This window comes from Geodermatophilus sp. SYSU D00525 (assembly GCF_054050475.1).
In genome coordinates this window covers 120,515-142,408 of the sequence record NZ_JBJGZK010000011.1, presented here as the reverse complement: position 1 = coordinate 142,408, position 21,894 = coordinate 120,515, and the positions used below count along the sequence as shown (strand labels likewise).

The 21,894-nt window shown below is 74.7% G+C and carries 20 protein-coding genes; 6 read left to right on the top strand and 14 right to left on the bottom strand.

Translation table 11 applies throughout. The features are described 5' to 3' along the window. Positions 1-20: 20 nt before the first annotated feature. The 6 genes from xylB to ACI796_RS12125 all read right to left on the bottom strand — a co-directional run bounded on the left by xylB (position 21) and on the right by ACI796_RS12125 (position 8,876). Positions 21-1,430 carry a xylulokinase gene (gene xylB, locus ACI796_RS12150; RefSeq protein WP_456941489.1) on the bottom strand — a complete coding sequence of 470 codons (1,410 nt, stop codon included), beginning with the start codon at positions 1,428-1,430 and terminating at the stop codon, positions 21-23. Next, the gene (gene xylA / locus ACI796_RS12145) at positions 1,430-2,620 is read right to left on the bottom strand and encodes a xylose isomerase (protein WP_456941488.1); all 1,191 of its coding nucleotides are present in this window, start codon (positions 2,618-2,620) and stop codon (positions 1,430-1,432) included. Before xylA ends, xylB begins: the two co-directional genes overlap by 1 nt. A 53-nt stretch (positions 2,621-2,673) precedes the next feature. Then, positions 2,674-4,176: an arabinosylfuranosidase ArfA gene (arfA, locus tag ACI796_RS12140; protein WP_456941487.1), complete on the bottom strand. Its 1,503-nt coding sequence runs from the start codon at positions 4,174-4,176 to the stop codon at positions 2,674-2,676. After that, the gene (locus ACI796_RS12135) at positions 4,176-5,162 is read right to left on the bottom strand and encodes an acetylxylan esterase (protein WP_456941486.1); all 987 of its coding nucleotides are present in this window, start codon (positions 5,160-5,162) and stop codon (positions 4,176-4,178) included. Before ACI796_RS12135 ends, arfA begins: the two co-directional genes overlap by 1 nt. Continuing rightward, on the bottom strand, positions 5,162-7,519 hold the full coding sequence (locus ACI796_RS12130) for a beta-xylosidase/alpha-l-arabinosidase (protein WP_456941485.1): 2,358 nt from the start codon (positions 7,517-7,519) through the stop codon (positions 5,162-5,164). Before ACI796_RS12130 ends, ACI796_RS12135 begins: the two co-directional genes overlap by 1 nt. 82 nt (positions 7,520-7,601) lie before the next feature. After that, positions 7,602-8,876: an endo-1,4-beta-xylanase gene (locus tag ACI796_RS12125; RefSeq protein ID WP_456941484.1), complete on the bottom strand. Its 1,275-nt coding sequence runs from the start codon at positions 8,874-8,876 to the stop codon at positions 7,602-7,604. Positions 8,877-9,011: 135 nt separating this feature from the next. On the opposite strand from ACI796_RS12125, the gene ACI796_RS12120 reads away from it, so the two are divergent. The 4 genes from ACI796_RS12120 (at position 9,012) to ACI796_RS12105 (ending at position 13,432) form a co-directional block, all read left to right on the top strand. Then, positions 9,012-10,274, top strand: coding sequence for an extracellular solute-binding protein (locus ACI796_RS12120; protein WP_456941483.1), 1,263 nt, complete (start codon positions 9,012-9,014; stop codon positions 10,272-10,274). A gap of 7 nt (positions 10,275-10,281) precedes the next feature. Continuing rightward, entirely contained in the window at positions 10,282-11,259 is a 978-nt protein-coding gene (locus tag ACI796_RS12115) for a carbohydrate ABC transporter permease (protein WP_456941482.1), read from the top strand. A gap of 37 nt (positions 11,260-11,296) precedes the next feature. Beyond that, the gene (locus ACI796_RS12110; RefSeq protein WP_456941481.1) at positions 11,297-12,133 is read left to right on the top strand and encodes a carbohydrate ABC transporter permease; all 837 of its coding nucleotides are present in this window, start codon (positions 11,297-11,299) and stop codon (positions 12,131-12,133) included. 192 nt (positions 12,134-12,325) lie between these two features. After that, positions 12,326-13,432: a LacI family DNA-binding transcriptional regulator gene (locus ACI796_RS12105; protein WP_456941480.1), complete on the top strand. Its 1,107-nt coding sequence runs from the start codon at positions 12,326-12,328 to the stop codon at positions 13,430-13,432. 18 nt (positions 13,433-13,450) lie between these two features. Here ACI796_RS12105 and ACI796_RS12100 read toward each other — a convergent pair whose 3' ends face one another. The 8 genes from ACI796_RS12100 to ald all read right to left on the bottom strand — a co-directional run bounded on the left by ACI796_RS12100 (position 13,451) and on the right by ald (position 20,241). Continuing rightward, on the bottom strand, positions 13,451-14,317 hold the full coding sequence (locus ACI796_RS12100; protein ID WP_456941479.1) for a pseudouridine synthase: 867 nt from the start codon (positions 14,315-14,317) through the stop codon (positions 13,451-13,453). A gap of 55 nt (positions 14,318-14,372) precedes the next feature. Beyond that, positions 14,373-14,786, bottom strand: a complete 414-nt coding sequence (locus ACI796_RS12095) for a hypothetical protein (RefSeq protein WP_456941478.1) — start codon at positions 14,784-14,786, stop codon at positions 14,373-14,375. After that, positions 14,783-15,631 (bottom strand): SMC-Scp complex subunit ScpB, encoded by an 849-nt coding sequence (scpB, locus tag ACI796_RS12090; protein ID WP_456941477.1) that lies wholly within the window; start codon positions 15,629-15,631, stop codon positions 14,783-14,785. The genes ACI796_RS12095 and scpB overlap by 4 nt, the downstream gene beginning before the upstream one ends. Further along, positions 15,628-16,500 (bottom strand): segregation and condensation protein A, encoded by an 873-nt coding sequence (locus tag ACI796_RS12085; protein ID WP_456941476.1) that lies wholly within the window; start codon positions 16,498-16,500, stop codon positions 15,628-15,630. Before ACI796_RS12085 ends, scpB begins: the two co-directional genes overlap by 4 nt. 75 nt (positions 16,501-16,575) lie before the next feature. Further along, positions 16,576-17,070, bottom strand: coding sequence for a hypothetical protein (locus tag ACI796_RS12080; RefSeq protein WP_456941475.1), 495 nt, complete (start codon positions 17,068-17,070; stop codon positions 16,576-16,578). Continuing rightward, on the bottom strand, positions 17,067-17,972 hold the full coding sequence (locus ACI796_RS12075) for a ParA family protein (protein ID WP_456941474.1): 906 nt from the start codon (positions 17,970-17,972) through the stop codon (positions 17,067-17,069). Before ACI796_RS12075 ends, ACI796_RS12080 begins: the two co-directional genes overlap by 4 nt. A gap of 200 nt (positions 17,973-18,172) precedes the next feature. Next, positions 18,173-19,147: a site-specific tyrosine recombinase XerD gene (locus tag ACI796_RS12070; RefSeq protein WP_456941473.1), complete on the bottom strand. Its 975-nt coding sequence runs from the start codon at positions 19,145-19,147 to the stop codon at positions 18,173-18,175. After that, positions 19,126-20,241 carry an alanine dehydrogenase gene (ald, locus tag ACI796_RS12065; protein WP_456941472.1) on the bottom strand — a complete coding sequence of 372 codons (1,116 nt, stop codon included), beginning with the start codon at positions 20,239-20,241 and terminating at the stop codon, positions 19,126-19,128. Before ald ends, ACI796_RS12070 begins: the two co-directional genes overlap by 22 nt. Before the next feature lie 182 nt (positions 20,242-20,423). On the opposite strand from ald, the gene ACI796_RS12060 reads away from it, so the two are divergent. Beyond that, on the top strand, positions 20,424-21,104 hold the full coding sequence (locus tag ACI796_RS12060) for a hypothetical protein (RefSeq protein ID WP_456941471.1): 681 nt from the start codon (positions 20,424-20,426) through the stop codon (positions 21,102-21,104). Positions 21,105-21,151: 47 nt separating this feature from the next. Further along, positions 21,152-21,835: a hypothetical protein gene (locus ACI796_RS12055; protein WP_456941470.1), complete on the top strand. Its 684-nt coding sequence runs from the start codon at positions 21,152-21,154 to the stop codon at positions 21,833-21,835. Positions 21,836-21,894 lie beyond the last annotated feature (59 nt).

Sequence of the window (21,894 nt, the reverse complement as noted above, 5' to 3'; positions counted from 1 at the left end):
TGGTGCGGGGGTGGGTCAGGTCAGGTCCGGTTCGCGGTGAGGTCGCGGACCTCGGCGTAGCGCTCGCGGACGGCGGGGGTCGGGTCGGCCTCGTGCACCTCGGTGCCCGGCCGCGGCCACTCGGGTGCGGTGTCCGCGCCGGACAACACCCAGGCGGCCTGGCGGGCGGCGCCGTCGGCCACGTACTCCCCCGGCGGCGGCACGAGCACCGGCACGCCGAGGACGGCGGGGGCGATCCGGCGGACCGCCTCCGAGCGGGCGCCGCCGCCGACGAGGAACACCCGGCGCACCTCCGCGCCGGTGGCGCGGACGGCGTCGAGGCCGTCGGCGAGGCCGCACAGCAGCCCCTCGACGGCGGCGCGGGCGAGCGAGGCGGGGGTGGAGGTGGCCAGCGTCAGCCCGTGCAGCGCGCCGGTGGAGTCGGGACGGTCCGGCGTGCGCTCGCCCTCCAGGTAGGGCACGAGGACCAGGCCGCCGGCGCCGGCCGGGGCCGACAGCGCCAGCCGGGACAGCTCGTCGTGGCCGACGCCGAGCAGCCGCGCGGTGGCGTCGAGGACGCGGGCGGCGTTGAGCGTGGCCACCAGCGGCAGGTAGTTGCCGGTGGCGTCGGCGAACCCGGCGACGGCGCCGCTGGGGTCGGCGGCCGGGGTGGTGGAGACGATCGACACGACGCCGGAGGTGCCGATCGAGCAGACGACGTCGCCGGGCTCGGCGGCCAGGCCCAGCGCCGCGGCGGCGTTGTCGCCGGTGCCGGGGCCGAGGACGGCGCCGCTGGTGCCGCCCCACGCCACCGCCCCGGCGGCCTCGGCCGGGCCGAGCACCCGCGGCAGCACCGGCGTGCTGCCGAAGGCGCGCTGCAGCAGGTCGGGGCGGTACTCCCCCGTCGCCGCCGACCAGTACCCGGTGCCGCTGGCGTCGCCGCGGTCGGTGACCAGCGAGTCAAGGCCCGGCTCCCCGGCCAGGACCCAGGTCAGCCAGTCGTGCGGCAGGCACACCGCGGCCGTGCGCTTCGCGTTGTCGGGCTCGTGCTCGGCCAGCCAGCGCAGCTTGGTGACGGTGAACGACGCCACCGGCACCAGGCCGACGGCGTCGGCCCATGCCTGCGGGCCGCCGAGCTCGCGGGTGAGGTCGGCGGCCGCGCCTGCGGAGCGGGTGTCGTTCCAGAGCAGGGCGTCGCGCACGACCCGGCCGTCCTCGTCGAGGCAGACCATGCCGTGCTGCTGGCCGCCCACGGCGACGGCGGCGACGTCGTCGAGCCCGCCGGCCTGCGCCACCGCCTGCTCCAGGGCGGCCGCCCAGGCCGCGGGGGCCACCTCGGTGCCGTCGGGGTGCGGCGCCCGGCCCTCGCGCACGAGGGCACCGGACGCCGCGTCCCGGACGACGACCTTGCAGGCCTGGGTCGAGGTGTCGACCCCCGCGACCAGTGCCATCAGCGGGCGCCGAGCAGGTGCTCGAGGGCCAGCTGGGACAGGCGGACCTGGCCACCGCGGCGGCCGCCGGCGGCCGCGGCGTCGAAGTCCTCGAACGCCGAGCGGTCGGCCAGCAGCTGCTCGTAGGACTCGCCGTCGCCGAGGGTCGGCTGGGCGAGCTCGGGCACGGCGGCGTCGGCGAGGGCCTCCTGCACCTCCGGGTCGGCGCGGAACGCGGCGGCCCGCTCCTTGAGCAGCAGGTAGGTGCGCATGTTGGCCTCGGCCGACTCCCAGACGCCCTTCACGTCCTCGGTGCGCAGCGGCTTGTAGTCGAAGTGGCGGGGGCCCTCGTAGCGGGCGCCGCCGGACGGGAAGCCGTTCTCCAGCAGGTCGACGGTGGCGAACGCCGACAGCAGGTCGCCGTGACCGAAGACGAAGTCCTGGTCGTAGCGCGGGCCCTTCTGCCCGTTGAGGTCGATGTGGAAGAGCTTGCCCTGCCACAGCGCCTGGGCGATGCCGTGCGTGTAGTTGAGGCCGGCCATCTGCTCGTGCCCGACCTCGGGGTTCACGCCCACCAGGTCGGCGTGCTCGAGGGTGTGGATGAAGGCGATCGCGTGGCCGATGGTCGGCAGGAAGATGTCGCCGCGCGGCTCGTTGGGCTTGGGCTCCAGGGCGAAGCGCAGGCCGTAGCCGCGGTCCTCGGAGTACTGCGCCAGGGTGTCGAGGCCCTCGCGGTAGCGGTCGAGCGCGGCCTTGAGGTCCTTGGCGCTGTCGACCTCGGCGCCCTCGCGGCCACCCCACAGCACGTAGGTCTGCGCGCCGAGCTCGGCGGCGAGGTCCATGTTGCGCATGACCTTGCGCAGCGCGAACCGGCGGACGCCGCGGTCGTTGGCGGTGAGCCCGCCCTCCTTGAACACCGGGTGGGTGAACAGGTTGGTGGTCACCATCGGCACGACCAGGCCGGTGTCGGCCAGCGCCTTCTTGAACGCGTCGATCCGCTGGGTGCGGGCGGTGTCGTCGCTGCCGAACGGGATCAGGTCGTCGTCGTGGAAGGTGACGCCGTAGGCGCCGAGCTCGGCGAGCCGGTGCACGCTCTCGACCGGGTCGAGATCGGGGCGGGTGGCCTCGCCGAACGGGTCGCGCGCCGGCCAGCCGACCGTCCAGAGGCCGAAGGAGAACTTGTCCTCGCGGGTGGGCTGAGGTGTCGACATGGGGGGTTCCTCTCGGGTGCGGTGCGGTGCGGGGGTGGAGTCGGGATCTGCGGTCAGCGGAGGGAGACGGCTGTCCAGGAGACCGGCGGCAGGCTCATCCGGAGCCCGCCCTCGATCAAAGCCGTTCGGGCGTTCGGCTGCAGCCGGACCCGGTCCTGCCGGTCACTGGTGTTGGCCGCGTGCGGGTCCGGGTCGGAGAGCGTCAGTGCCTCCTCGACGGTGCTCACGCCCAGCGGTGCGAGGTCGACGGAGACCTCCGCCTCCTCCGTCTGCGAGCGGTTCACGAGGAAGAGCGCGGCCACGCCGTCGTCGGCCGTGGCGGCGGCGTCGACGACGGGCACCTCGCCGTACTCGGCGGTGTCGTAGCCGGGGCACTCGACGCCCACCCGGAGGGAGACGCCGCGCGCCAGGCGCGCGGTGGTCGCGAACGGGAAGAAGGTCGACCTCCGCCACGCCGGTCCCTGCGGCTCGGCCGCGATCGGGGCGATCACGTTGACGAGCTGGGCCATCGAGGCGCTCGTGACCCGGTCCGCGTGCCGGATCAGCGACATCAGCAGGCTCCCCACGACGACGCCGTCGGCCACGGTGTAGGGCTCCTCGCTGATGGCCGGCGCGAGGGGCCAGTCGTCGATGCGCCTGGCGAGGCCGGCCGGCACCTTCGACACGTACCAGACGTTCCACTCGTCGAAGGAGATGTCGATGGTCCGCTGGCTCTTGCGGACGGCCTTCACGTGGTCGGCGGTGGCGACGACCGTCTCGATGAACCGGTCCATGTCCGTCGCAGAGGCGAGGAAGGACCCGAGGTCGCCGTCCTTCTCCTCGTAGTACGCGTGGCAGGAGATGAAGTCCACGTCGTCGTAGGCGTGGGTGAGGACGGTGCGCTCCCACTCCCCGAAGGTCGGCATGGTCGCGCCCGACGAGCCGCAGGCGACCAGCTCGATGTCGGGGTCGACCTGGCGCATGGCCTTCGCGGTCCGGGCGGCGAGCTTCCCGTAGTCGTCCGCGGACCGCTGGCCGAGCTGCCACGGACCGTCCATCTCGTTCCCGAGGCACCACATCCGGACGTCGAACGGCTGCCGGCGCCCGTTCCGGATCCGCTGCTCCGCGAGCGTCGTGCCGGAGGGCACGTTCGCGTACTCGAGCAGGTCGAGCGCCTCGAGGGTGCCGCGGGTGCCGAGGTTCAGGGCGAGCATGAGCTCGGCGCCGACCTCCTCCAGCCACGAGGCGAACTCGTGCAGCCCGACCTCGTTGGTCTCCGTGCTGTGCCACGCGAGGTTGAGCCGGACGGGGCGGTCCTCACGGGGCCCGACGCCGTCCTCCCACCGGAACCCGGAGACGAAGTTCCCGCCGGGATACCGGACCGTCGTCACCCCCATCTCCCTGACGAGGTCGATCACGTCGCGGCGGAAGCCGTCCTCGTCCGCCGTCGGGTGCCCCGGCTCGTAGATGCCGCCGTACACGCCGCGTCCCATGTGCTCGACGAAGGCGCCGAAGAGGCGGCGGGACACCGGGCCCACCGGTCGCGTCCGGTCGACGGTGAGGCGTGCGTGCAGCATCAGGCGCCCCGCCCCTCGAGCCGGCTGCGCAGCCAGGTCAGCTGCGCGCGCTGCTGGAAGGCCTCCCCGCCCTCGTGGTCGTTGAACGGGTAGACCTCGATCTCCTTGGGTCCGGCGTACGCGTGGTACGCCGCGAAGACCGTCGACGGCGGGCAGACCTCGTCCATGAGGGCGACGGAGAACAGTGCCGGTGCCGACGACCGCCGGGCGAGGACCGCGCCGTCGAAGTACGAGAGCGTCCGGAAGACGCGGTCCACGCGGTCGCGGTGGGCCCTGAGGTACCGCACGATCTCGCCGTACGGGTCGCCGGGGGCGACGCGCGTGGCGCGCGGGAAGTCGCAGAGGAACGGCACGTCGGGCATGACCGCCCGCACCCCGTCGGCCAGCGCGGAGACGGCCAGGGCGAGGCCGCCGCCCTGGCTGGTGCCGGTGACCGCGACCCGGTCGCCGTCGACCTCGGGGTGGCCCCGCAGCACCTCGACGGCCCGCGTGGCGTCGGTGTAGACGCGCCGGTAGTAGTAGTCCTCCGGCGCCAGCACGCCCCGGGTCAGGAACCCGGGCTGCGCCGCGGCGGAGCCCACCGGGTCGCCGGTGTCCCCCACCGACCAGCCGCTGCCCTGCCCGCGCGTGTCCACGACCAGCTGGGCGAAGCCCGCCGACGCCCAGAACGCGTGCTCGTGCGGCAGACCCCGTCCGCCGTTGTAGCCCTGGAACTGGACGACCCCGGGCAGCGCGCCGTCGCCGCGCAGCGCGCGGGCAGGCAGGTGCAGCCAGGCGCGGACCTCGGACCCGCCGGAGCCGGCGAAGGACACGTCCTGGGTCTCGACGGTCACCAGCCCGGTGTCGACCGGCGTGCAGGACACGTCCAGCGGGCGCTCGGCCGCCTCGGCCAGGGTCGTCTCCCAGAAGTCCCAGAGGTCGTCCGGGGCCGGGAGGTCCGGGCGGTAGCGCCGGAGCTCCTCGAGCGGGAGGTCGGTGTGCGGCATCAGTCGGTGGCCGTTCCCGGCTCCACGACGGTCCCGGGGTGCAGCACCCGCTCGAACCCGACCGTGCGGCGGCCGCCGGTGAGCGTGAACCTCAGCGTCTCCCGCACGTCGGCGCTGGAGGCGCCCACCCGCAGCTCCACCTCACCCGGCTCGACGATCCGCGCGCCGTCCCGCCCCGTGAAGGAGGTGAGGTCGGCGTGCAGGCTGAACCGGACGGTCGCGGTGGACCCCGGCGCGAGGTCGACCCGCCGGGCGGCGACGAGGGCCTGCACCGGCCGGACCACCTCGGCCACGGGGTCGTGCAGGTAGACCTGCACGACCTCGGTCACCTCGCGGTCAGTGTCGTTGCGGAGCTCGACCTCCAGCTCGGCCGTGCCGTCGGTGTCCCACTCCGGACCGCCGACCGGGCGGACGCCGGCCCAGGTGGCGGCGCCGTAGCCCAGCCCGTGGCCGAAGGGGAACAGCGGGGTCGGGTCCACCGTGCTCACGTCGGTGCGCCGGCCCAGCGGCGCCGCGAGATAGGTCGCCGGCTGGCTGCTCCCCGCGCGCGGGAAGCTCACCGGCAGCCGGCCGGACGGGGACACCCGCCCGCTGAGGACGTCGGCCACCGCCGGGCCGCCCTCCTCGCCCGGGAAGAACCCGCACACCACCGCGGCGAGCCGGTCCACCTGGCGCGACAGCTCGTAGGGGCGCCCGGCGAGCAGGACCAGCACGACCGGCTTCCCCGTCGCGAGCAGTGCCTCGAGCAGCTCCTCCTGACGGCCGGGCAGCCGCAGGTCGACAGCGTCGCAGCCCTCCCCCGAGGTGCCGTTGCCGAACAGGCCTGCCTTGTCGCCGAGGACGGCGACGCACACGTCGGCGTCGGCCGCGGCTCGGGCGGCGGCCGCGATCCCCTCGTCGTCGCCACCCAGCACCGGGCAGCCCTCCGCGACGACGACGTCGAACGCCTCCGGGGCCGCCTCCAGCGCGTCGGCGAGCGTCGGGATGTCGACGCCCACGGGCACGTCCGGGTGGTGCACGCCGACGTGCATCGGGAACGAGTAGCAGCCGAGCATCGCCTGGGCGGTGTCGGCGCGGGGACCGACCACCGCCAGGCGCAGCCCGGGCCGCAGCGGCAGCGTCCCGTCGTTGGCGAGCAGCACGACCGAGCGGCGGGCGAGCTCCCCGGCGACGGCCCGGGACTCCTCGGAGTCCAGGCTCACCGCTCCGTCCAGGACCGCCGGCGAGTCCGGGGACCAGTCGGCGTCGAGCAGGCCGAGCTCGCACTTCTGCAGCAGCACCCGGCGCAGCGCCCGGTCCACCAGGCCCTCGTCCACGGCTCCGCCGCGCACCGCCTCGACCAGCGGCCGGCCGTAGCAGTTCACGGTCGGCAGCTCCACGTCGATCCCCGCCTCCAGGGCACGCGCGGCCGCCTCCGCCGGCGAGGCCGCCACGCCGTGCAGGGTCTGGAGGAAGGCGATCGAGAAGTAGTCGGCGACGACCGTGCCGGTGAACCCGTAGGTCTCCCGCAACAGGGACGTGAGCAGCGCCGGGTCCGCCGCGGCGGGCACGCCGTCGATGTCGGTGTAGGAGTTCATCACCGACCGGGCACCCGCCCGCAGGGCCATCTCGAACGGTGGGAGGAACACGTCGGCGATCTCCCGGGGGCCGGCCGAGACCGGCGCGAGGTTGCGCCCCGCCCGGGAGCCGGAGTAGCCGACGAAGTGCTTGAGGGTCGCCACGACGCCGCTGGACTCCAGGCCGCGGACGTAGGCGCTGCCGATCGTGCCCACGAGGTGCGGGTCCTCGCCCATGGTCTCCTCGACCCGTCCCCAGCGCAGGTCGCGGGCGACGTCGAGGACCGGGGCGAGCCCCTGGTGGACGCCGAGCCGGCGCATGCCCTCCCCGATGAGCGCGCCCATCCGCTCCACCAGGTCCGGGTCGAAGCTGGCCGCCCAGCACAGCGGCGAGGGGAAGACGGTCGCCGTCCACGCCGCGAGACCCGTGAGGCACTCCTCGTGCACCAGCGCGGGGATCCCGAAGCGGCCGGCCGCCACGATCTGCCGCTGGCTCTCCGCCAGGCCCTTGGCCCCCACGAACGGGTCGACGGGCGCGGTCCCGAACGGCCGGGTCAGCTGCCCCAGCCCGCTGCGGATCAGCTCGCTCCAGTCCACCGGCGCCGCGGCCATGTCGTGCTGGTGCGGGGCCACCTCGCCCTCGGTCTCGTCGATGCCCACCCAGACGCCGTACAGCTGGGCGACCTTCTCCTCCAGCGTCATGCGGGAGACGAGGTCTGCGACCCGGTCCTCCGCGGGGACGGCGGGGTCCCGCCACGGCGCCTGTCCGGTGTCCCTGCCGATCTCGTCGTTGGTACCCATGCCCTCGGGAGTCCGTCCAATCTCGTCGTTGTGATCGCGGTGGGCCGGCGTCGCCGGCGGTGCTGGGTGGTCGGTGCAGCGGTCAGGCCAGGGTGACCTCCGGCTGCAGCGCGTCGGGCCGCAGCGTCCAGGACCCGGAGCCGTCCTCCGCCGACACCAGGTAGTCGCCGGCCCACCCGCGCACCGACACCCGGCCCTCGCCGTCGGTCCGCAGCCGGGTCGGCGCGAGCCACCACTCCCCCTTGACCAGGCCGCGGAGGGCGTCGTACGCCGGCTTGGGAGTGCCGTCGGCGCGCACCAGGCCCGCGGGTGCGCCGAGCCAGGACCCCCGGTCGGTGATGCCCCAGTAGGTCACGGCCTGGACCGCGGGGTGCGACAGGAGCGTCCGGTAGTGGCGGACGACGTCGTCGGCCTGCCGCTCCTCGCCCTGGGGCGTCGACGGCCACTCGTCGACCTGGTGGTCGTTCAGGTCCACGATCTCCGGCGGCATCAGGTCCCCGGACACCAGGGTCGTCTCGGTCCAGTGCAGCGGGAGGCCGTAGCGCGCGAACCGCTCCAGGACCGCCAGCGTCCGCTCCTCGCCCCAGTAGCCCTGGTGCATGTGGCTCTGCAGACCGATCGCGTCGACCTGCACCCCGGCTTCGAGGACTCCCTCGATGAGGCACTCGTACGCCGTCGACAGGTTGAAGTCGTTCAGGACCAGCGTGGTCGCCGGGTTCGCCGCGCGCGCCTCCTCGAAGGCCAGGCGGATGGTCGGGATGCGACCGATGCGGCGGCACAGGCGGGTGATCGCGTTCTGCCTGTCCTCGTTCGCGAAGACCGGCATGATCACGACCTCGTTGATCGCGTCCCAGGTGTCGACCAGCCCCGCGAAGGCCCCGACCTCCCTCCGGACCCGCGCCCGCACGATCTCCTCGACCTCCTGGTCGGGGTACTCCCTCAGCCAGTCCGGGGCGAGCGTGTGCCAGACCAGCGGGTGGCCCTTGACGGACACGCCCCGTTCCCGGAACCACGCTGCCGCGGCCTGCAGGCGGCGGGTGTCGGGCTGCCCCTCCACCGGCTCGAAGCCGGCCCAGTAGAACGGGAGGGTGGCGGTGTTGAACAGGTCGAGCCAGAGGTGCTCGAGCCGCTCGGCCGCCGCCGGGTCGGCGCCGCCGAAGACGTTCTCGCGGGACTCGCCCCGCTCCCCGTTGGCCAGCCCCACGAAGTCGAAGCCGATGTTGCCGAAGGCGAAGTCGTGCCGCACCTGCTCGACCACCACCTCCCGGTCCGCGCAGGGCGAACCGTCGGCGTGGCGCACGGTCAGCGTGGCCTCGGAACACCGGACGTCGGGGACGGTGGATGTGGAGCAGGTCACCTCGAAATCGTTATCGACAACGATTGACAGCGCAAGGCCTTGCTGCCACCTTCTTCGAATGTGTTCCACGCCACCGAGGCGTGCGGAGTGACGAAGGGGTCAGACATGCGGCGTACGGGGCGAGCAGCTCTCTCTGTGCTGTGCAGCAGTGCGGTGCTGCTGACGGCCACTGCCTGTGGCGGTGGCGACAGCAGCGCCTCGGGAGGCGACGACAACACGATCACCTGGTGGCACAACTCGAACAACGAGCCCGGCAGGGGCTACTACGAGCAGGTGGCCGCCGACTTCGAGGAGGCCAACCCGGGCGTCGAGGTCGAGGTCGTCGCCATGGCCCACGAGGACATGGTCGACAAGCTCGAGGCGGCGTTCCAGAGCGGCGACGTGCCGGACGTCTACATGGAGCGCGGCGGCGGCGAGCTGGCCGACCACGTGGAGGCCGGCCTGGTGCGCGACCTGTCCGAGGACGCGGCGGAGGAGATCGACAAGGTCGGCGGCTCCGTCGCCGGCTGGCAGGTGGAGGACAAGACCTACGCGCTGCCGTTCTCCGTCGGCGTCGTGGGCTTCTGGTACAACACCGAGCTCTTCCAGCAGGCGGGCATCACGGCGCCGCCGACCACGATGGAGGAGCTGGCCTCCACGATCGAGACCCTGAAGGGCGCCGGCATCACGCCGATCTCGCTCGGCGCGGGCGACAAGTGGCCCGCCGCCCACTACTGGTACTACGCGGCGGTGCGCGCGTGCTCCGAGGACGTGCTGACCGACGCGGTCACCAGCCTCGACTTCTCCGACCCGTGCTTCGTCCAGGCGGGCGAGGAGGTCCAGGCGGTCATCGACACCGAGCCCTTCAACCCCGGCTTCCTGACGACGCCGGCCCAGGAGGGTGCCACGTCGGCCTCGGGCCTGCTGGCGACCGGGCAGGTCGCGATGGAGCTGACGGGCCACTGGGAGCCCGGCGTCATGCAGGGCCTCACCGAGGACGGTCAGGGCCTCGGCGACAGGACCGGCTGGTTCCCGTTCCCGGCGGTCCAGGGCGGCGAGGGTGACCCCCAGGCCCAGCTCGGTGGCGGCGACGCGTGGGCCGTCGCGCAGAGCGCTCCGGACGAGGCGGTCGACCTCGTGAAGTACCTGCTCTCCGACGAGGTGCAGACGGGCTTCGCCGAGAACGACATGGGTCTCCCGACGAACCCGGCGGCCTACGGCTCGGTCTCCGACCCGGCGCTCGCCCGGCTGCTCGAGGTCCGCGACGCGGCGCCCTACGTCCAGCTGTACTTCGACACCGCGTTCGGGGCGTCGGTCGGTGGTGCGATGAACGACGCGATCGCGCTGCAGTTCGCGGGCGAGGCGACGCCGCAGGACATCGTGGACCAGACCCAGCAGGCCGCCGACCAGGAGGGATGATCCGACGATGACCTCCCAGGGCGCCGTGACGGCGGCTGACCCGGGGACCGCGGTCACCCGGCGCGCGCAGGCGCGCCGGGTGACCGGCCGTTCCGGTCGTGACAGGGGCCGGAAGCGCCTGGAGATCCTCTTCTTCGTGGCGCCGGCCCTGGTGCTGATGGCGATCTTCGTCGTCTACCCGGTCTTCTCCGCAGCCCGGATGTCGTTCTACCGCTGGAAGGGCTTCGGCCCGATGGTGGACTTCGTCGGGCTGCAGAACTACGTCCGCGTGCTGGCCGACGAGGTCTTCACCGACGCGGTCGTGCACAACTTCATCATCGTCTTCGCGTCGATCCTCGTGCAGCTGCCGCTGGGCCTGGCGCTGGCGCTGCTGCTCAACCGCCGCATCAGGGCGCGAGGCGTGCTGCGGACGATCATCTTCGTCCCGTACGTGCTGGCCGAGGTGATCGCCGGCGTCGTGTGGTTCCAGCTGCTGCAGCCCCGGACCGGCCTCATCGAGACCATGCTGACGTCGGTGGGGCTCCCGGTCCCCGCGCAGGGCTTCCTCGGCACCCCCGACCTGGCCCTGGCCACGGTGTTCGTCGTGCTCACGTGGAAGTACCTCGGCCTGGCCGTGCTGCTGTTCCTGGCCGGGCTGCAGGGGGTCCCCGACGAGCTCCACGAAGCCGCGCAGCTCGACGGGGCCTCGTGGTGGCAGGTCCAGCGCCGCATCGCGATCCCGCTGCTCGCGCCCACCATCCGGACCTGGGTCTTCCTGTCCATGATCGGCTCCCTGCAGCTGTTCGACATGGTCTGGATCCTCACCGGCGGGGGACCGGCGAACGCGACGACGACGATGGCGACGTACCTGGTCAGCCAGGGCACGCAGCGGGGCAACTTCGGGATCGCCGGAGCCGCGTCGGTCGTGCTGTTCCTGATCGGGTTCGCGATGGCCGTCGCCTACCAGCTGCTGGTGCTGCGCCGCGACACGAAGGCGGACACGTGAACCCGGTGGACGAGACACGCGAGAGGAGTGCCCGGTGATGGCCCGACGGGCGACGACGTACGGGCGGGGCGGCCCGCTGGTCTACCTGGTGGCGCTCGCGGTCGTGGCGCTCACGCTGGGGCCGGTGCTCTACGGCGCACTCGGCGGCTTCCGCAGCAACGAGCAGCTGGCGCGGGACCCCGCCGGGCTCCCCGACCCGTGGGTGCTGGAGAACTACACCGGCGTCCTCACCAACCCGGCCTTCTGGCAGTACGCGCTGAACTCCACGGTGATCGCCCTCCTCACCACGGCCGTGGCGGTGCTGGCGGGCGTGATGGCCGCCTACCCCCTGGCGCGCTACCAGTTCAGGTTCCGGGAACCGCTGTTCCTGGTGTTCGTCCTGGGGTTGCTCTTCCCGGCGGCCGTGGCGATCGTCCCGCTGTTCATCCTCGTGACGCGCGACCTGCAGCTGGGCAACACCTGGTGGGGGGTCGCCCTGCCGCAGGCGGCGTTCGCGCTGCCGACCACGGTCGTGATCCTGCGGCCCTTCCTGATGGCGCTGCCCCGGGAGGTCGAGGAGGCGGCCATGATCGACGGCGCCTCCCGGATCGGCATCTTCTGGCGGATGGCGCTGCCGCTGTCGATGCCCGGGCTGGTCACGGTCGGCGTCCTCGCCTTCGTCGCGTCCTGGAACGCCTACCTCCTCCCGCTGCTGCTGCTCCAGGGGGAGATGCGCACCCTCCCGCTGGGGGTGGCCGACTACTCGACCGAGCACTCGGCCGACACCGCGGGGGTGCTGGCGTTCACGACCATCGCGATGATCCCGGCGCTGATGCTGTTCCTGGCCATGCAGCGGCGCATCGTGGGCGGGCTGCAGGGGGCGGTCAAGGGCTGAGCCGGCTCCGGCGCCCGGAGCCGTGCGGACCGGCTCCGGCGCCCGGAGCCGTGCGGACCGGCTCCGACCCGGGTCCTCCGTGTCCGACTACCTGGACAGTGCGCTGTCCTCGACAGTGCACTGTCCAGGACGGCGCCGCACCCACCCCCGGCGATCCGACCACCGAGGGCCCGACCGAGAAGAGGTTGACCCATGCAGCTCGACTCCCCGAGTGACGACGTCGTCGGCTCCGCCCTCCTCGGGGGGCCGGGCAACGGGACGACCGACGGGCACCCTCCCGCGCCGTCCCTCCGCGGCCGGGTGACGATGCAGCAGGTGGCCGCGGAGGCCGGCGTCTCGATCTCCACCGTGTCGAAGGTCATCAACGGGCGGTACGGCGTGTCCGCCGAGACCGTCGACCACGTGGCCCGGGTGATCGATCGCCTCGGCTACGAGGCGAGCCTCGTCGCACGCAGCCTGCGCAACCGCCGTACCAACGTCATCGGCCTCCTCGTCATGGACTTCGAGCCCTTCAGCACCGAGGTCCTCAAGGGGGTGGCCGACGCCGTCCACGGCTCCGGCTACGAGCTGATCGCCTACTCCGCCGGCGGGCACGTCGAGGCGCACACGGGGTGGGAGCGCCGATCGCTGAGCCGGTTGATGGCGACGCTCGTCGACGGTGCCGTGCTCGTCACGCCGACCGTGACGGACGTCCCGGCCGACGGACCGGTGGTGGCGGTCGATCCGCAGGCCGGGCCGTCGCGGCTGCCCTCGGTGGCTGCGGACAACCTGCAGGGTGCGCGGATCGGCGTGGAGCACCTGCTCGCGTCCGGACACACCCGGATCGGCATGATCACCGGACGGTCGGACCTACTGTCCGCGCAGCAACGCGAGCAGGGCTACCGCCATGCGCTCGGCGCCGCCGGGTTGCCCGTGGACGAGACGCTGGTGCGGTCCGGCGGCTTCGACCCGGAGCTGGCGCGTGAGGCGGCCCGCGAGCTCCTCTCACGCCCCGAGCCACCGACCGCGGTGTTCGCGGCCAACGACCTCTCGGCGCTGGCGACCCTGGAGGTCGCGACCGAGCTGGGTCTGGACGTACCGCGTCAGCTCTCGGTGGTGGGCTTCGACAACATCCCGGAGTCCGCACTCGCCGATCCCCCGCTGACCACGGTGCAGCAGCCGATCCGGCGGATGGGCGAGGAGGCCGCGAAGATGCTCCTGACCCTCATCGCCGGCGGTGAGCTCCCCCAGCAGCACCGCACGCTGACGACCTCGCTGCTGCTGCGGGCGTCCACCGCCCCTCCGGAACGGGCGCGCTGACCGGGCCGGGGTCCTCCGTCAGAGCCCGACGAGCTCCTTGAGCGCGCCGACCTCCTGGCGGGTGAGCCGGCGGATCGAGCCGCTGCGCATCCGCTGCAGCGAGACCGGCCCGATGGCGGTGCGGGTCAGCCGGGACACCGGCAGGCCCACCGCGGCCAGCAGCCGCCGGACGACGTGCTTGCGGCCCTCGTGCAGCACGACCTCGACGACCGACTGGCCGGCGTGGGTGTCCACGACGTGGAAGGCGTCCACCTTCACCGGGCCGTCGTCGAGCTCGATCCCGGCGCGCAGCCGGCGGTGCAGGTCGCGCGGGACCGACCCGGACACCTGCGCCAGGTAGGTCTTCTTCACCTCGTAGGAGGGGTGCGCGAGCCGGTGCGCCAGCTCGCCGTCGTTGGTGACCAGCAGCAGGCCCTCGGTGTCCTGGTCGAGCCGGCCGACGTGCACCAGCCCGGGCGCGAGGTCGCCGACCATGTCGCCGACGGTGGGACGGTCGCGGTCGTCGCTCATCGCGGTGATGACGCCCGGCGGCTTGTTGAGCGCATAGGTGACCCGGTCGTCGCGCAGCTCGATCCGCCGCCCGTCGACGGCGATCTTGTCCGTGTGCGGGTCCACGCGCATGCCCTGCACGGTGACGACGCGGCCGTTCACGCTGATCCGGCCGCGGTCGATCATCTCCTCGCAGACGCGGCGGGAGCCGACGCCGGCGCGGGCGAGCACCTTCTGCAGCCGCTCCCCCTCGCGCTCCGCCGGCGCGGCGGACGGCTCGCGGTCGCCGGGGTGGGCCGGGGCGAGCTCCATGTCCTCCGACCAGCCCTCACCGCCGGGGGTGCCGGGGGCCTCGTCGGGGTCGGTGTACTCGTCGCTGTGCGGTGCGGTGTCCATGTCGCCCTCCAGTCTCCCACCCCCGTGACGGGAGCCGGCCGGTGCAGCAGGACGGTCAGCAGTTCTCCCGGCCGCAGGCGTCCACGGCCTCGCCGGAGGAGGTCAGGTCCTCCTGCAGCTCCTGCAGCCGCGGCGCCAGGTCGGCGTTCGCCGAGGGGTCGGCGAGGTCGGCCTCGCCGAGCAGGTCCGACAGCGCCCGCCAGGAGGTGACCAGGTCGCCCCAGTCCGCGGCCACCCCCTCCGGCGGCTCGACGGCCTCCAGCCGGCCGACCGCCTCCTCGACCACCTGCGGCGCCGACTGCGGGTCGGCCGCGACGGCCTCCACGTCGCCGGTGACGTCCTCCAGCAGCCCGGGGACCTCCTCGCAGAAGGCCTCCTGCCGCTGCGCCTCCTCCGACGAGCAGCCGGCCGCGGCCAGCGCGCAGAGGGCGAGCGCGGCGGCGGTGCGCGGGGTCCTGTGGCCGGTCACCGGTCCGGGTCCTCCTCACGGGCGAGCACGGTGGGGTCGGGCAGCAGCGGCGCCAGCGGCGGGAGCTCCTCGAGGCCGGTGAGCCCGAGCCGCTCGAGGAACAGCGGCGTCGTGCCGTAGAGCCCGCCGCCGCTGTCGGGGTCGGTGCCGACCTCGGCGACCAGGCCGCGGGCGAGCAGGGTGCGCATGACGCCGTCGACGCCGACCCCGCGGATCGCCGACACCCGCGCGCGGGTCACCGGCTGCCGGTAGGCGATGACGGCGAGGGTCTCCAGCGCCGCCTGGGTCAGCCGGGTCCGCTGCCCCTCGGCCAGGTGCCGCTCGACGACGGGCGCGAACTCCTCGCGGGTGTAGAACCGCCAGCCCTCCCCCGCCCGGCGCAGCGTGATGCCGGACCGGCGTGCGTCCTGGTCGGCGGCGAGGTCGGCCAGCGCGGTCCGCACCCGGGCGACCGGGCAGCGCAGCGCGCCGGCCAGCGTCGCCTCGTCGACCGGCCCGTCGGCGACGAACAGCAGCGCCTCCAGCCCGCCGCGCAGCTCCGCCGGGTCGAGCTCCACCTCCGGCTCCGGCTCGGGCGCCGGCGGCGGCTCGGGCATCCCCGGGAGGACGAGCGGCTCCTCGGGGACGGGCGGGACGTCGTCGTGCGCCGGCGCCGGCCGCTCGGCGACGCGGGCGGCGAGCTCCGCGGCGACGGCGTCCCACACCGCGGGGTCGGCCGCGTCCGGGCGCCCGGGGTCCTGCTCGCGGGTGGCCTCGAGCTCGGCGGCCAGGGTCTCCCAGGAGATCGGGCCCCGCCCCTCCGGCTCCTGCCCGGCCGGCTCCTGCTGCTCCGGCCGGTCGGTCACGGCAGGTCCTCCGTCGCCACGTCGTCGGCGGGGTCGTCGGCGGGGTCGTCGGCGGGGTCGTCGGCGGGGTCCTCCCCCGCGGGACCGGACGGGACCGGCCCGGTCCAGCGCACGTGCAGCTCCCCCAGCGGCGTCAGCTGGGTGAAGGTGACCCGCTGCTGCCGGTAGAGCTCCAGCAGCGCGAGGAAGCGGGCCACGACCTCCAGCGTCGAGCCGCACCCGGCGGTCAGCGCCCGGAAGGTGAGCGTCCCGGCGCCGATCAACGCGGTGCGCACGGCGAGCAGCTGCTCGGCCACGCTCACCGGCGGGGCGTGCAGGTGGGAGACGCCGACGGTCGGCGGCTCCTTCGGCGCGAGCGCCTTGGCGGCGAGCGCGGCGAACCGCTCCGGCGTCACGCCGAGCAGCACCTCGGGCAGCAGCCCGGCGAACCGCGGCTCCAGCGGCGCCTCACGGGGGTACCGGCCGGCGGCGACGGTCTCGCGCTCGCGGAGGAACGCGGCGGCCTGCTTGTAGGCGCGGTACTGCAGCAGCCGGGCGAAGAGCAGGTCGCGGGCCTCGAGCAGCTCGAGGTCCTCCTCGTCCTCGATCTCGGCGGCGGGCAGCAGCCGCGCGGCCTTGAGGTCGAGCAGGGTCGAGGCGACGACGAGGAACTCGCTGGCCTGGTCGAGGTCGAGCTCGTCGCCGAGCGCCCGCAGGTGGGCGATGAACTCGTCGGTGACCACCGACAGGGCGATCTCGGTGACGTCGAGCTGGTGCTTGCCGATCAGCTGGAGCAGCAGGTCGAACGGGCCCTCGAAGTTGGTCAGCCGCACGGTGAAGCGCGCCGGCTCCGCCGGGCGCTCCGCCACCGCCTGCACCTCACCGCTCACGGGGAGCAAGCGTATGCGCCCTGGCCCCCGTGCAGGGGCCCGCCGCGAGCGTGCGAGGGGCGGGGGCGTCCGTCGTCAGCCCCGGAGCCGGCGCACCAGCACCGAGTCCTCGCCCTGCTCCTCGAGGTCGGCGAGCAGCACCGCGATCGCCTCGCGCACGATGCGGCCGCGGTCGGCGGCCACGCCGTGCTGGGCGCGCAGCGTGAGCCGGGCGCTCTCCAGGCCCAGCAGCTCCTCGGCCGACAGGTAGACGGTGATCTTCTCGTCGTGCTTGGTCCGGCCGTTGCCCGCGGCCCGGGCGGGCTTGCCGCGGGTGCGGGCGCCGGGGGCCGGGGCGGGGCCCGGGGTGCGGAAGGCGGCCAGCGCGTCGGCCGGCGCGCCGCCGGGGACCAGCGTGAGCGGGGCTGGCGCCTCCTCGGCGGGGGGCGGCTCCACCGCGCGGCGGGCACCCCGCAGCGCCGGGGAGCTGACCGCCGAGCTCACGCTCGGCAGCTCGGTGACCTCCGCCTGCGGCACGTCGGTGCGGCGGAACAGCTCGGCCGCGCCGGGGAGGACGGGGCGACGCGTCACAGGGCGATGACCTCCTTGGCCAGGTCGCGGTAGGCGGCCGCACCCGAGGAGGTCGGCGCCCAGGTGGTGATCGGCTGGCCGGCGACGGTCGTCTCCGGGAAGCGCACGGTGCGCTGGATGACCGTCTGGAACACGGTGTCGCCGAAGGCCTCGACCACCCGGCTGAACACCTCCCGGCAGTGCACGGTCCGGGTGTCGTACATCGTGGCGAGGATCCCGGAGATCTCCAGCTCGGGGTTGAGCCGCTCGCGCACCTTGTCGATCGTGTCGACCAGCAGCGCCACGCCGCGCAGCGAGAAGAACTCGCACTCCAGCGGGATGACCACGCCGTGCGCCGCGGTCAGGGCGTTGACCGTGAGCAGGCCCAGCGAGGGCTGGCAGTCGATGAGGACGTAGTCGTACTCGTCGCGGACGTCGGCCAGCTTGCGCATGAGCGTCTGCTCGCGGGCGACCTCGCTGACCAGCTGCACCTCGGCGGCGGACAGGTCGATGTTGCTCGGCACCAGGTCCAGGCCGGGCACGTCGGTGGGCACGCGGACGTCGGCCAGCGTGGTCCGCGGCTCCATGAGCGCGTTGTAGATCGTGCGGTCCAGCTGCTGGGAGGGCACGCCCAGGCCGACCGACAGCGCGCCCTGCGGGTCCAGGTCGACCAGCAGCACCTTGCGGCCGTACTCGACCAGCGCGGCGCCCAGGTTGATCGTCGACGTCGTCTTGCCGACGCCGCCCTTCTGGTTGCACATCGCGATGACCCGCGCCGGGCCGTGCTGCGTCAGCGGCGGCGGCTCGGGCAGCCTGCGCTGCCGCGCGCGGGCAGGGTCCAGCTTCGAGGCGGCCGCACCCATCTCCCCGCCGTCGGCCGGGAGTGCGAGCGCCTGGCCGGCCACGTCCCCTCGGATCGCCATGAGTCGCCACTCCTCCGTGCTCCCCGGCGGAGCCGGCCGCGGTCTCGGCCGGCCCGGTCCGCTCGGGTCGTCCGTGACGGTAGGGAGATCAACTCGAACGATCCACGGGACACGCCGGTTGCTGGCGGATGTCGCCCAGGTTCCGGCGTACCGGCGGGTAGCCGTGGGCAGGACCTGCCAGACGGGCCGCCCCGCACTCGTCAGGACAGGGCCCTCGGGTGGCTGCTGGCGTAGACCTCGCGCAACTTGTCGACGGTGACCAGCGTGTAGACCTGGGTCGTCGTGACCGACGCGTGGCCGAGCAGCTCCTGCACCACGCGGACGTCGGCGCCACCGTCGAGCAGGTGGGTGGCGAACGAGTGCCGCAGCGTGTGCGGCGAGACGTGCTCGAGGTCCAGCCCGGCCCGCTCGGCCGCCGACCGCAGGATCGCCCAGGCGCTCTGCCGGGACAGCGGCCCGCCACGGGCGTTGAGGAACAGCCGCCCGCCGCGGACCCCGCCCCGGCCCGCGGCGGCCAGGGCCGGCCGGGCGCGCACCAGGTAGTCCTCGACGGCGCGCAGCGCGTAGCTGCCCACCGGCACGATCCGCTCCTTGCCGCCCTTGCCGGCCAGCCGCACCACGGCCTGGCCGCGGTCGAGGTCGTCGACGGCGAGGCCGACCGCCTCCGAGATGCGCGCGCCGGTGCCGTAGAGCACCTCGAGCAGCGCCCGGTCGCGCAGCCCGCGCGGCCCCTCCACCGAGCCCGCGGCCTCGATCAGCGCCGCCACCGCCTCGACCGGGATCGCCTTGGGCAGCCGCCGCGCCGGCGCGGGCGGGCGGACCTCCACGGCGACGTCGCCGGGCACCAGCCCGTCGAGCAGCGCGAAGCGGTGCAGCCCGCGGACGGCGACGACGGCGCGCGCGGCCGAGGTGGCCGACAGCGGCGGGTGCTCGTCGTCGCCGGCCCGCAGCGCCGCGAGGAACCCGGAGACGTCGCTCTCGGCGACCTCCCCCAGGCCCCGGACCCCGGCGTCGGCGAGGAACCGCGTGTACCGGCGCAGGTCGCGCCGGTAGGAGGCGATGGTGTTGGCGGCCAGGCCACGCTCGACGGCGAGGTGGTCGAGGTAGCCGCTCACCACCCGCTCGACGTCGGGACCGGCACCCAGCGTCGCGGTCAGGGCAGGACCTCCTCCCACGGCACGGCGGTCATCCCGTGCGCCTCGGCCACCTCGGACAGCGTCACCTGCCCGGCGACGACGTTGACGCCGTGCGCGAGCGCCGGATCCGCGGCGACGGCCGCCCGCGTCCCCTGCTCGGCCAGGGCCATGACGTAGGGCAGCGTCACGTTGGTGAGCGCGTGCGTGGAGGTGTTCGGGACGGCGCCGGGCATGTTCGCCACGCAGTAGAACACCGACTCGTGCACCCGGAAGGTCGGGTCGTCGTGTGTCGTGGGACGGGAGTCCTCGAAGCACCCGCCCTGGTCGACGGCGATGTCGACGAGCACCGAGCCCGGCTTCATGCGGCTGACCAGCTCGTTGCTCACCAGGGTGGGCGCCTTGGCGCCGGGGACCAGCACCGCGCCGATCACCAGGTCGGCGTCGAGGACGGCGCGCTCGACCTCGTAGGCGTTGGAGGTCACCGTCTGCAGGTGGCCCCGGTAGACGCGGTCGGCGGCGCGCAGCTTGTCGACGTCGCGGTCGAGGACGACGACCTCGGCCTGCATGCCCAGGGCGATGGTCGCGGCGTTCATGCCCGACACCCCGGCGCCGATGACGACGACCTTGGCCGCGTACACGCCCGACACCCCGCCGAGCAGGACGCCGCGGCCGCCGTGCGCGCGCTCGAGGCTGTGCGCGCCGACCTGCGGCGCCATCCGCCCGGCGACCTCGCTCATCGGCGCGAGCAGCGGCAGCGCGCCGCCGGCCGTCTGCACGGTCTCGTAGGCGATGGCGGTGGTGCCGGAGGCGACCAGCGCCTCGGTGCACGCCCGCGAGGCGGCCAGGTGGAGGTAGGTGAACAGCGTCTGCCCGGCGCGCAGCCGCCCGTACTCCTCCTCGACCGGCTCCTTGACCTTGAGCAGCAGGTCGGCGTCGGCCCAGACGTCGTCGGCGCCGCCGACGATCCGCGCGCCGGCGGCGGTGTAGTCGGCGTCGGGGATGGAGCTGCCCTCCCCCGCGCCCTGCTCGACGAGCACCGTGTGCCCGGCCCGGGTCAGCTCCGTGACCCCGGCCGGGGTCAACGCCACCCGGTACTCCCTGTTCTTGACCTCGCGGGGCACCCCGACGCGCATGACCAACTCCTGGTTGTCGACCGGGCCGAGGTCGTCGGCCCGCGCCTGCCGTCCGCTCCCGGGTGAGGGAGCTCACTCCCGGACCCTAGGGCCTGGCCCGTCCCGTGCTGCCGGGACGGTGCACAGCGCCGACGATGGCGGGGGCCGCCGAGTGTCGCCGAACCCCCGGGGAGGACCCGCTGATGCGCCTGTACGCCGCCCGACCCGACCACCGCCTGCGCCAGGTGGGTGCCGACGCCGGCCTGCTCGCCTGGGTCGTGCTGTGGGTGCTGGTGGCGCGCGCGGTGCACGGGGCGGTGCTGGCGCTGGCCGCGCCCGGCCGGGCGGTGGAGGACCTCGGGTCGTCGGTGGCCGACAGCATGGGCTCGGCCGCGGACGCCGCACAGGACGTGCCGGTGGTCGGCGACGAGCTGTCCTCGCCGTTCGACGCGCTGGGCGACGCCGCGGGCTCCGTGCGGGGCGCCGGGCAGGCGGCGCAGGACGCCGTCGGCACGCTCGCGCTGGTGCTCGCCGTCGTCCTGGTGCTGCTGCCGGTGGGCTGGCTGCTGCTGCGCTGGCTGCCGTGGCGGCTGCGCTGGGTGCAGGAGGCCACGGCGGTGCAGCGGCTGGCCGCCGGCCCCGACCCGGACCTGCACCTGCTCGCCGCCCGCGCCGTCGCCACCGCCCCGCTCCCCCGGCTGGCCGCGCTGCCGCCGGGGACCGGCGCGGCCTGGCAGGCCGGCGACCCCGCCGCGGTGCGGGCGCTGGCCGCACTCGAGGCCGGCCGGCTCGGGCTGCGGCTGCCCGCGCCGGACGCCGCGGGCTCCGGGGCGACGTCATCCGCGCCCGGGTCCGGCGCCACCGCGCCCCCGCTCTCGGGTTGAGTCCCGCACGGCGGTGCCGATGTCCCCTCCCGAGCCGGGAGGTGTCCGTGGGACGAGCGAGACGGCGGCGGGGCACTGCCGCCCGCCGGGTGGCCGGCGGGATCGCCGGGCGGGTGGCCGCCGTGGCGGCGGTGGGGCTGGTCGCGCTGTCGGCGCCGGCCACGGACCTCGCCGCGCAGGTGACCGCCTCCTGGGCGCCGTTCCGCGACGCGGGCACCGCCGGCGGCCCCGAGCCCACGCGCGTGGCCGACGCTCCGCAGCCGGTCGCCGCGGCGCCCGAGCCGGTGGTCGACGCCCCGGTGCTCGCGCTGCCGGTGCCGCGCCGGCTGCACGTCGAGGTGCCGAGCCCGCTGGTCCCGCACGGCGAGCCGCTGCGGACCACGCCGCCGCCCGCGCAGTGCGGCGGGTACGGCGGCCTGCGCCAGGTGCCGCCGGGCGTCGTCCCCGGGGTGGGGTCGGCGACGGTGAGCTGGCAGGCCGACGGCCGCGAGGCGGTGCAGGGCTACCGGGTGACGGCGGTCAGCCAGCAGCTGGTCGCCGGCCCGCAGCCGGCGCCGCCGCAGGTGACCGTCGGGCAGCGCGGCGACTGCGGCGAGGTGACCGCCGTCCTCGGCGGCCTGACCAGCGGGGTCCCCTACGTCTTCTGGCTCGAGGAGCTCGTCCTCGACGCCGGCACGCAGGTCACCGGGTACGAGCAGGTCGGCTGGTCCGCCCCCGTCGTCATCGGCTGACGCGGCTCGTCGAGATCGCGCGATCTCGCCCGCGACACGCCGGCCGGCCCGCCGAGATC

What these genes read in the sequence shown, in the direction of transcription:
- xylB (WP_456941489.1), bottom strand. Translation starts at nt 1,430, where the DNA reads ATGGCACTGGTCGCGGGGGTCGACACCTCGACCCAGGCCTGCAAGGTC.
- xylA (WP_456941488.1), bottom strand. Translation starts at nt 2,620, where the DNA reads ATGTCGACACCTCAGCCCACCCGCGAGGACAAGTTCTCCTTCGGCCTC.
- arfA (WP_456941487.1), bottom strand. Translation starts at nt 4,176, where the DNA reads ATGCTGCACGCACGCCTCACCGTCGACCGGACGCGACCGGTGGGCCCG.
- ACI796_RS12135 (WP_456941486.1), bottom strand. Translation starts at nt 5,162, where the DNA reads ATGCCGCACACCGACCTCCCGCTCGAGGAGCTCCGGCGCTACCGCCCG.
- ACI796_RS12130 (WP_456941485.1), bottom strand. Translation starts at nt 7,519, where the DNA reads ATGGGTACCAACGACGAGATCGGCAGGGACACCGGACAGGCGCCGTGG.
- ACI796_RS12115 (WP_456941482.1), top strand. Translation starts at nt 10,282, where the DNA reads ATGACCTCCCAGGGCGCCGTGACGGCGGCTGACCCGGGGACCGCGGTC.
- ACI796_RS12110 (WP_456941481.1), top strand. Translation starts at nt 11,297, where the DNA reads ATGGCCCGACGGGCGACGACGTACGGGCGGGGCGGCCCGCTGGTCTAC.
- ACI796_RS12105 (WP_456941480.1), top strand. Translation starts at nt 12,326, where the DNA reads ATGCAGCTCGACTCCCCGAGTGACGACGTCGTCGGCTCCGCCCTCCTC.
- ACI796_RS12100 (WP_456941479.1), bottom strand. Translation starts at nt 14,317, where the DNA reads ATGGACACCGCACCGCACAGCGACGAGTACACCGACCCCGACGAGGCC.
- ACI796_RS12075 (WP_456941474.1), bottom strand. Translation starts at nt 17,972, where the DNA reads ATGGCGATCCGAGGGGACGTGGCCGGCCAGGCGCTCGCACTCCCGGCC.
- ald (WP_456941472.1), bottom strand. Translation starts at nt 20,241, where the DNA reads ATGCGCGTCGGGGTGCCCCGCGAGGTCAAGAACAGGGAGTACCGGGTG.
- ACI796_RS12060 (WP_456941471.1), top strand. Translation starts at nt 20,424, where the DNA reads ATGCGCCTGTACGCCGCCCGACCCGACCACCGCCTGCGCCAGGTGGGT.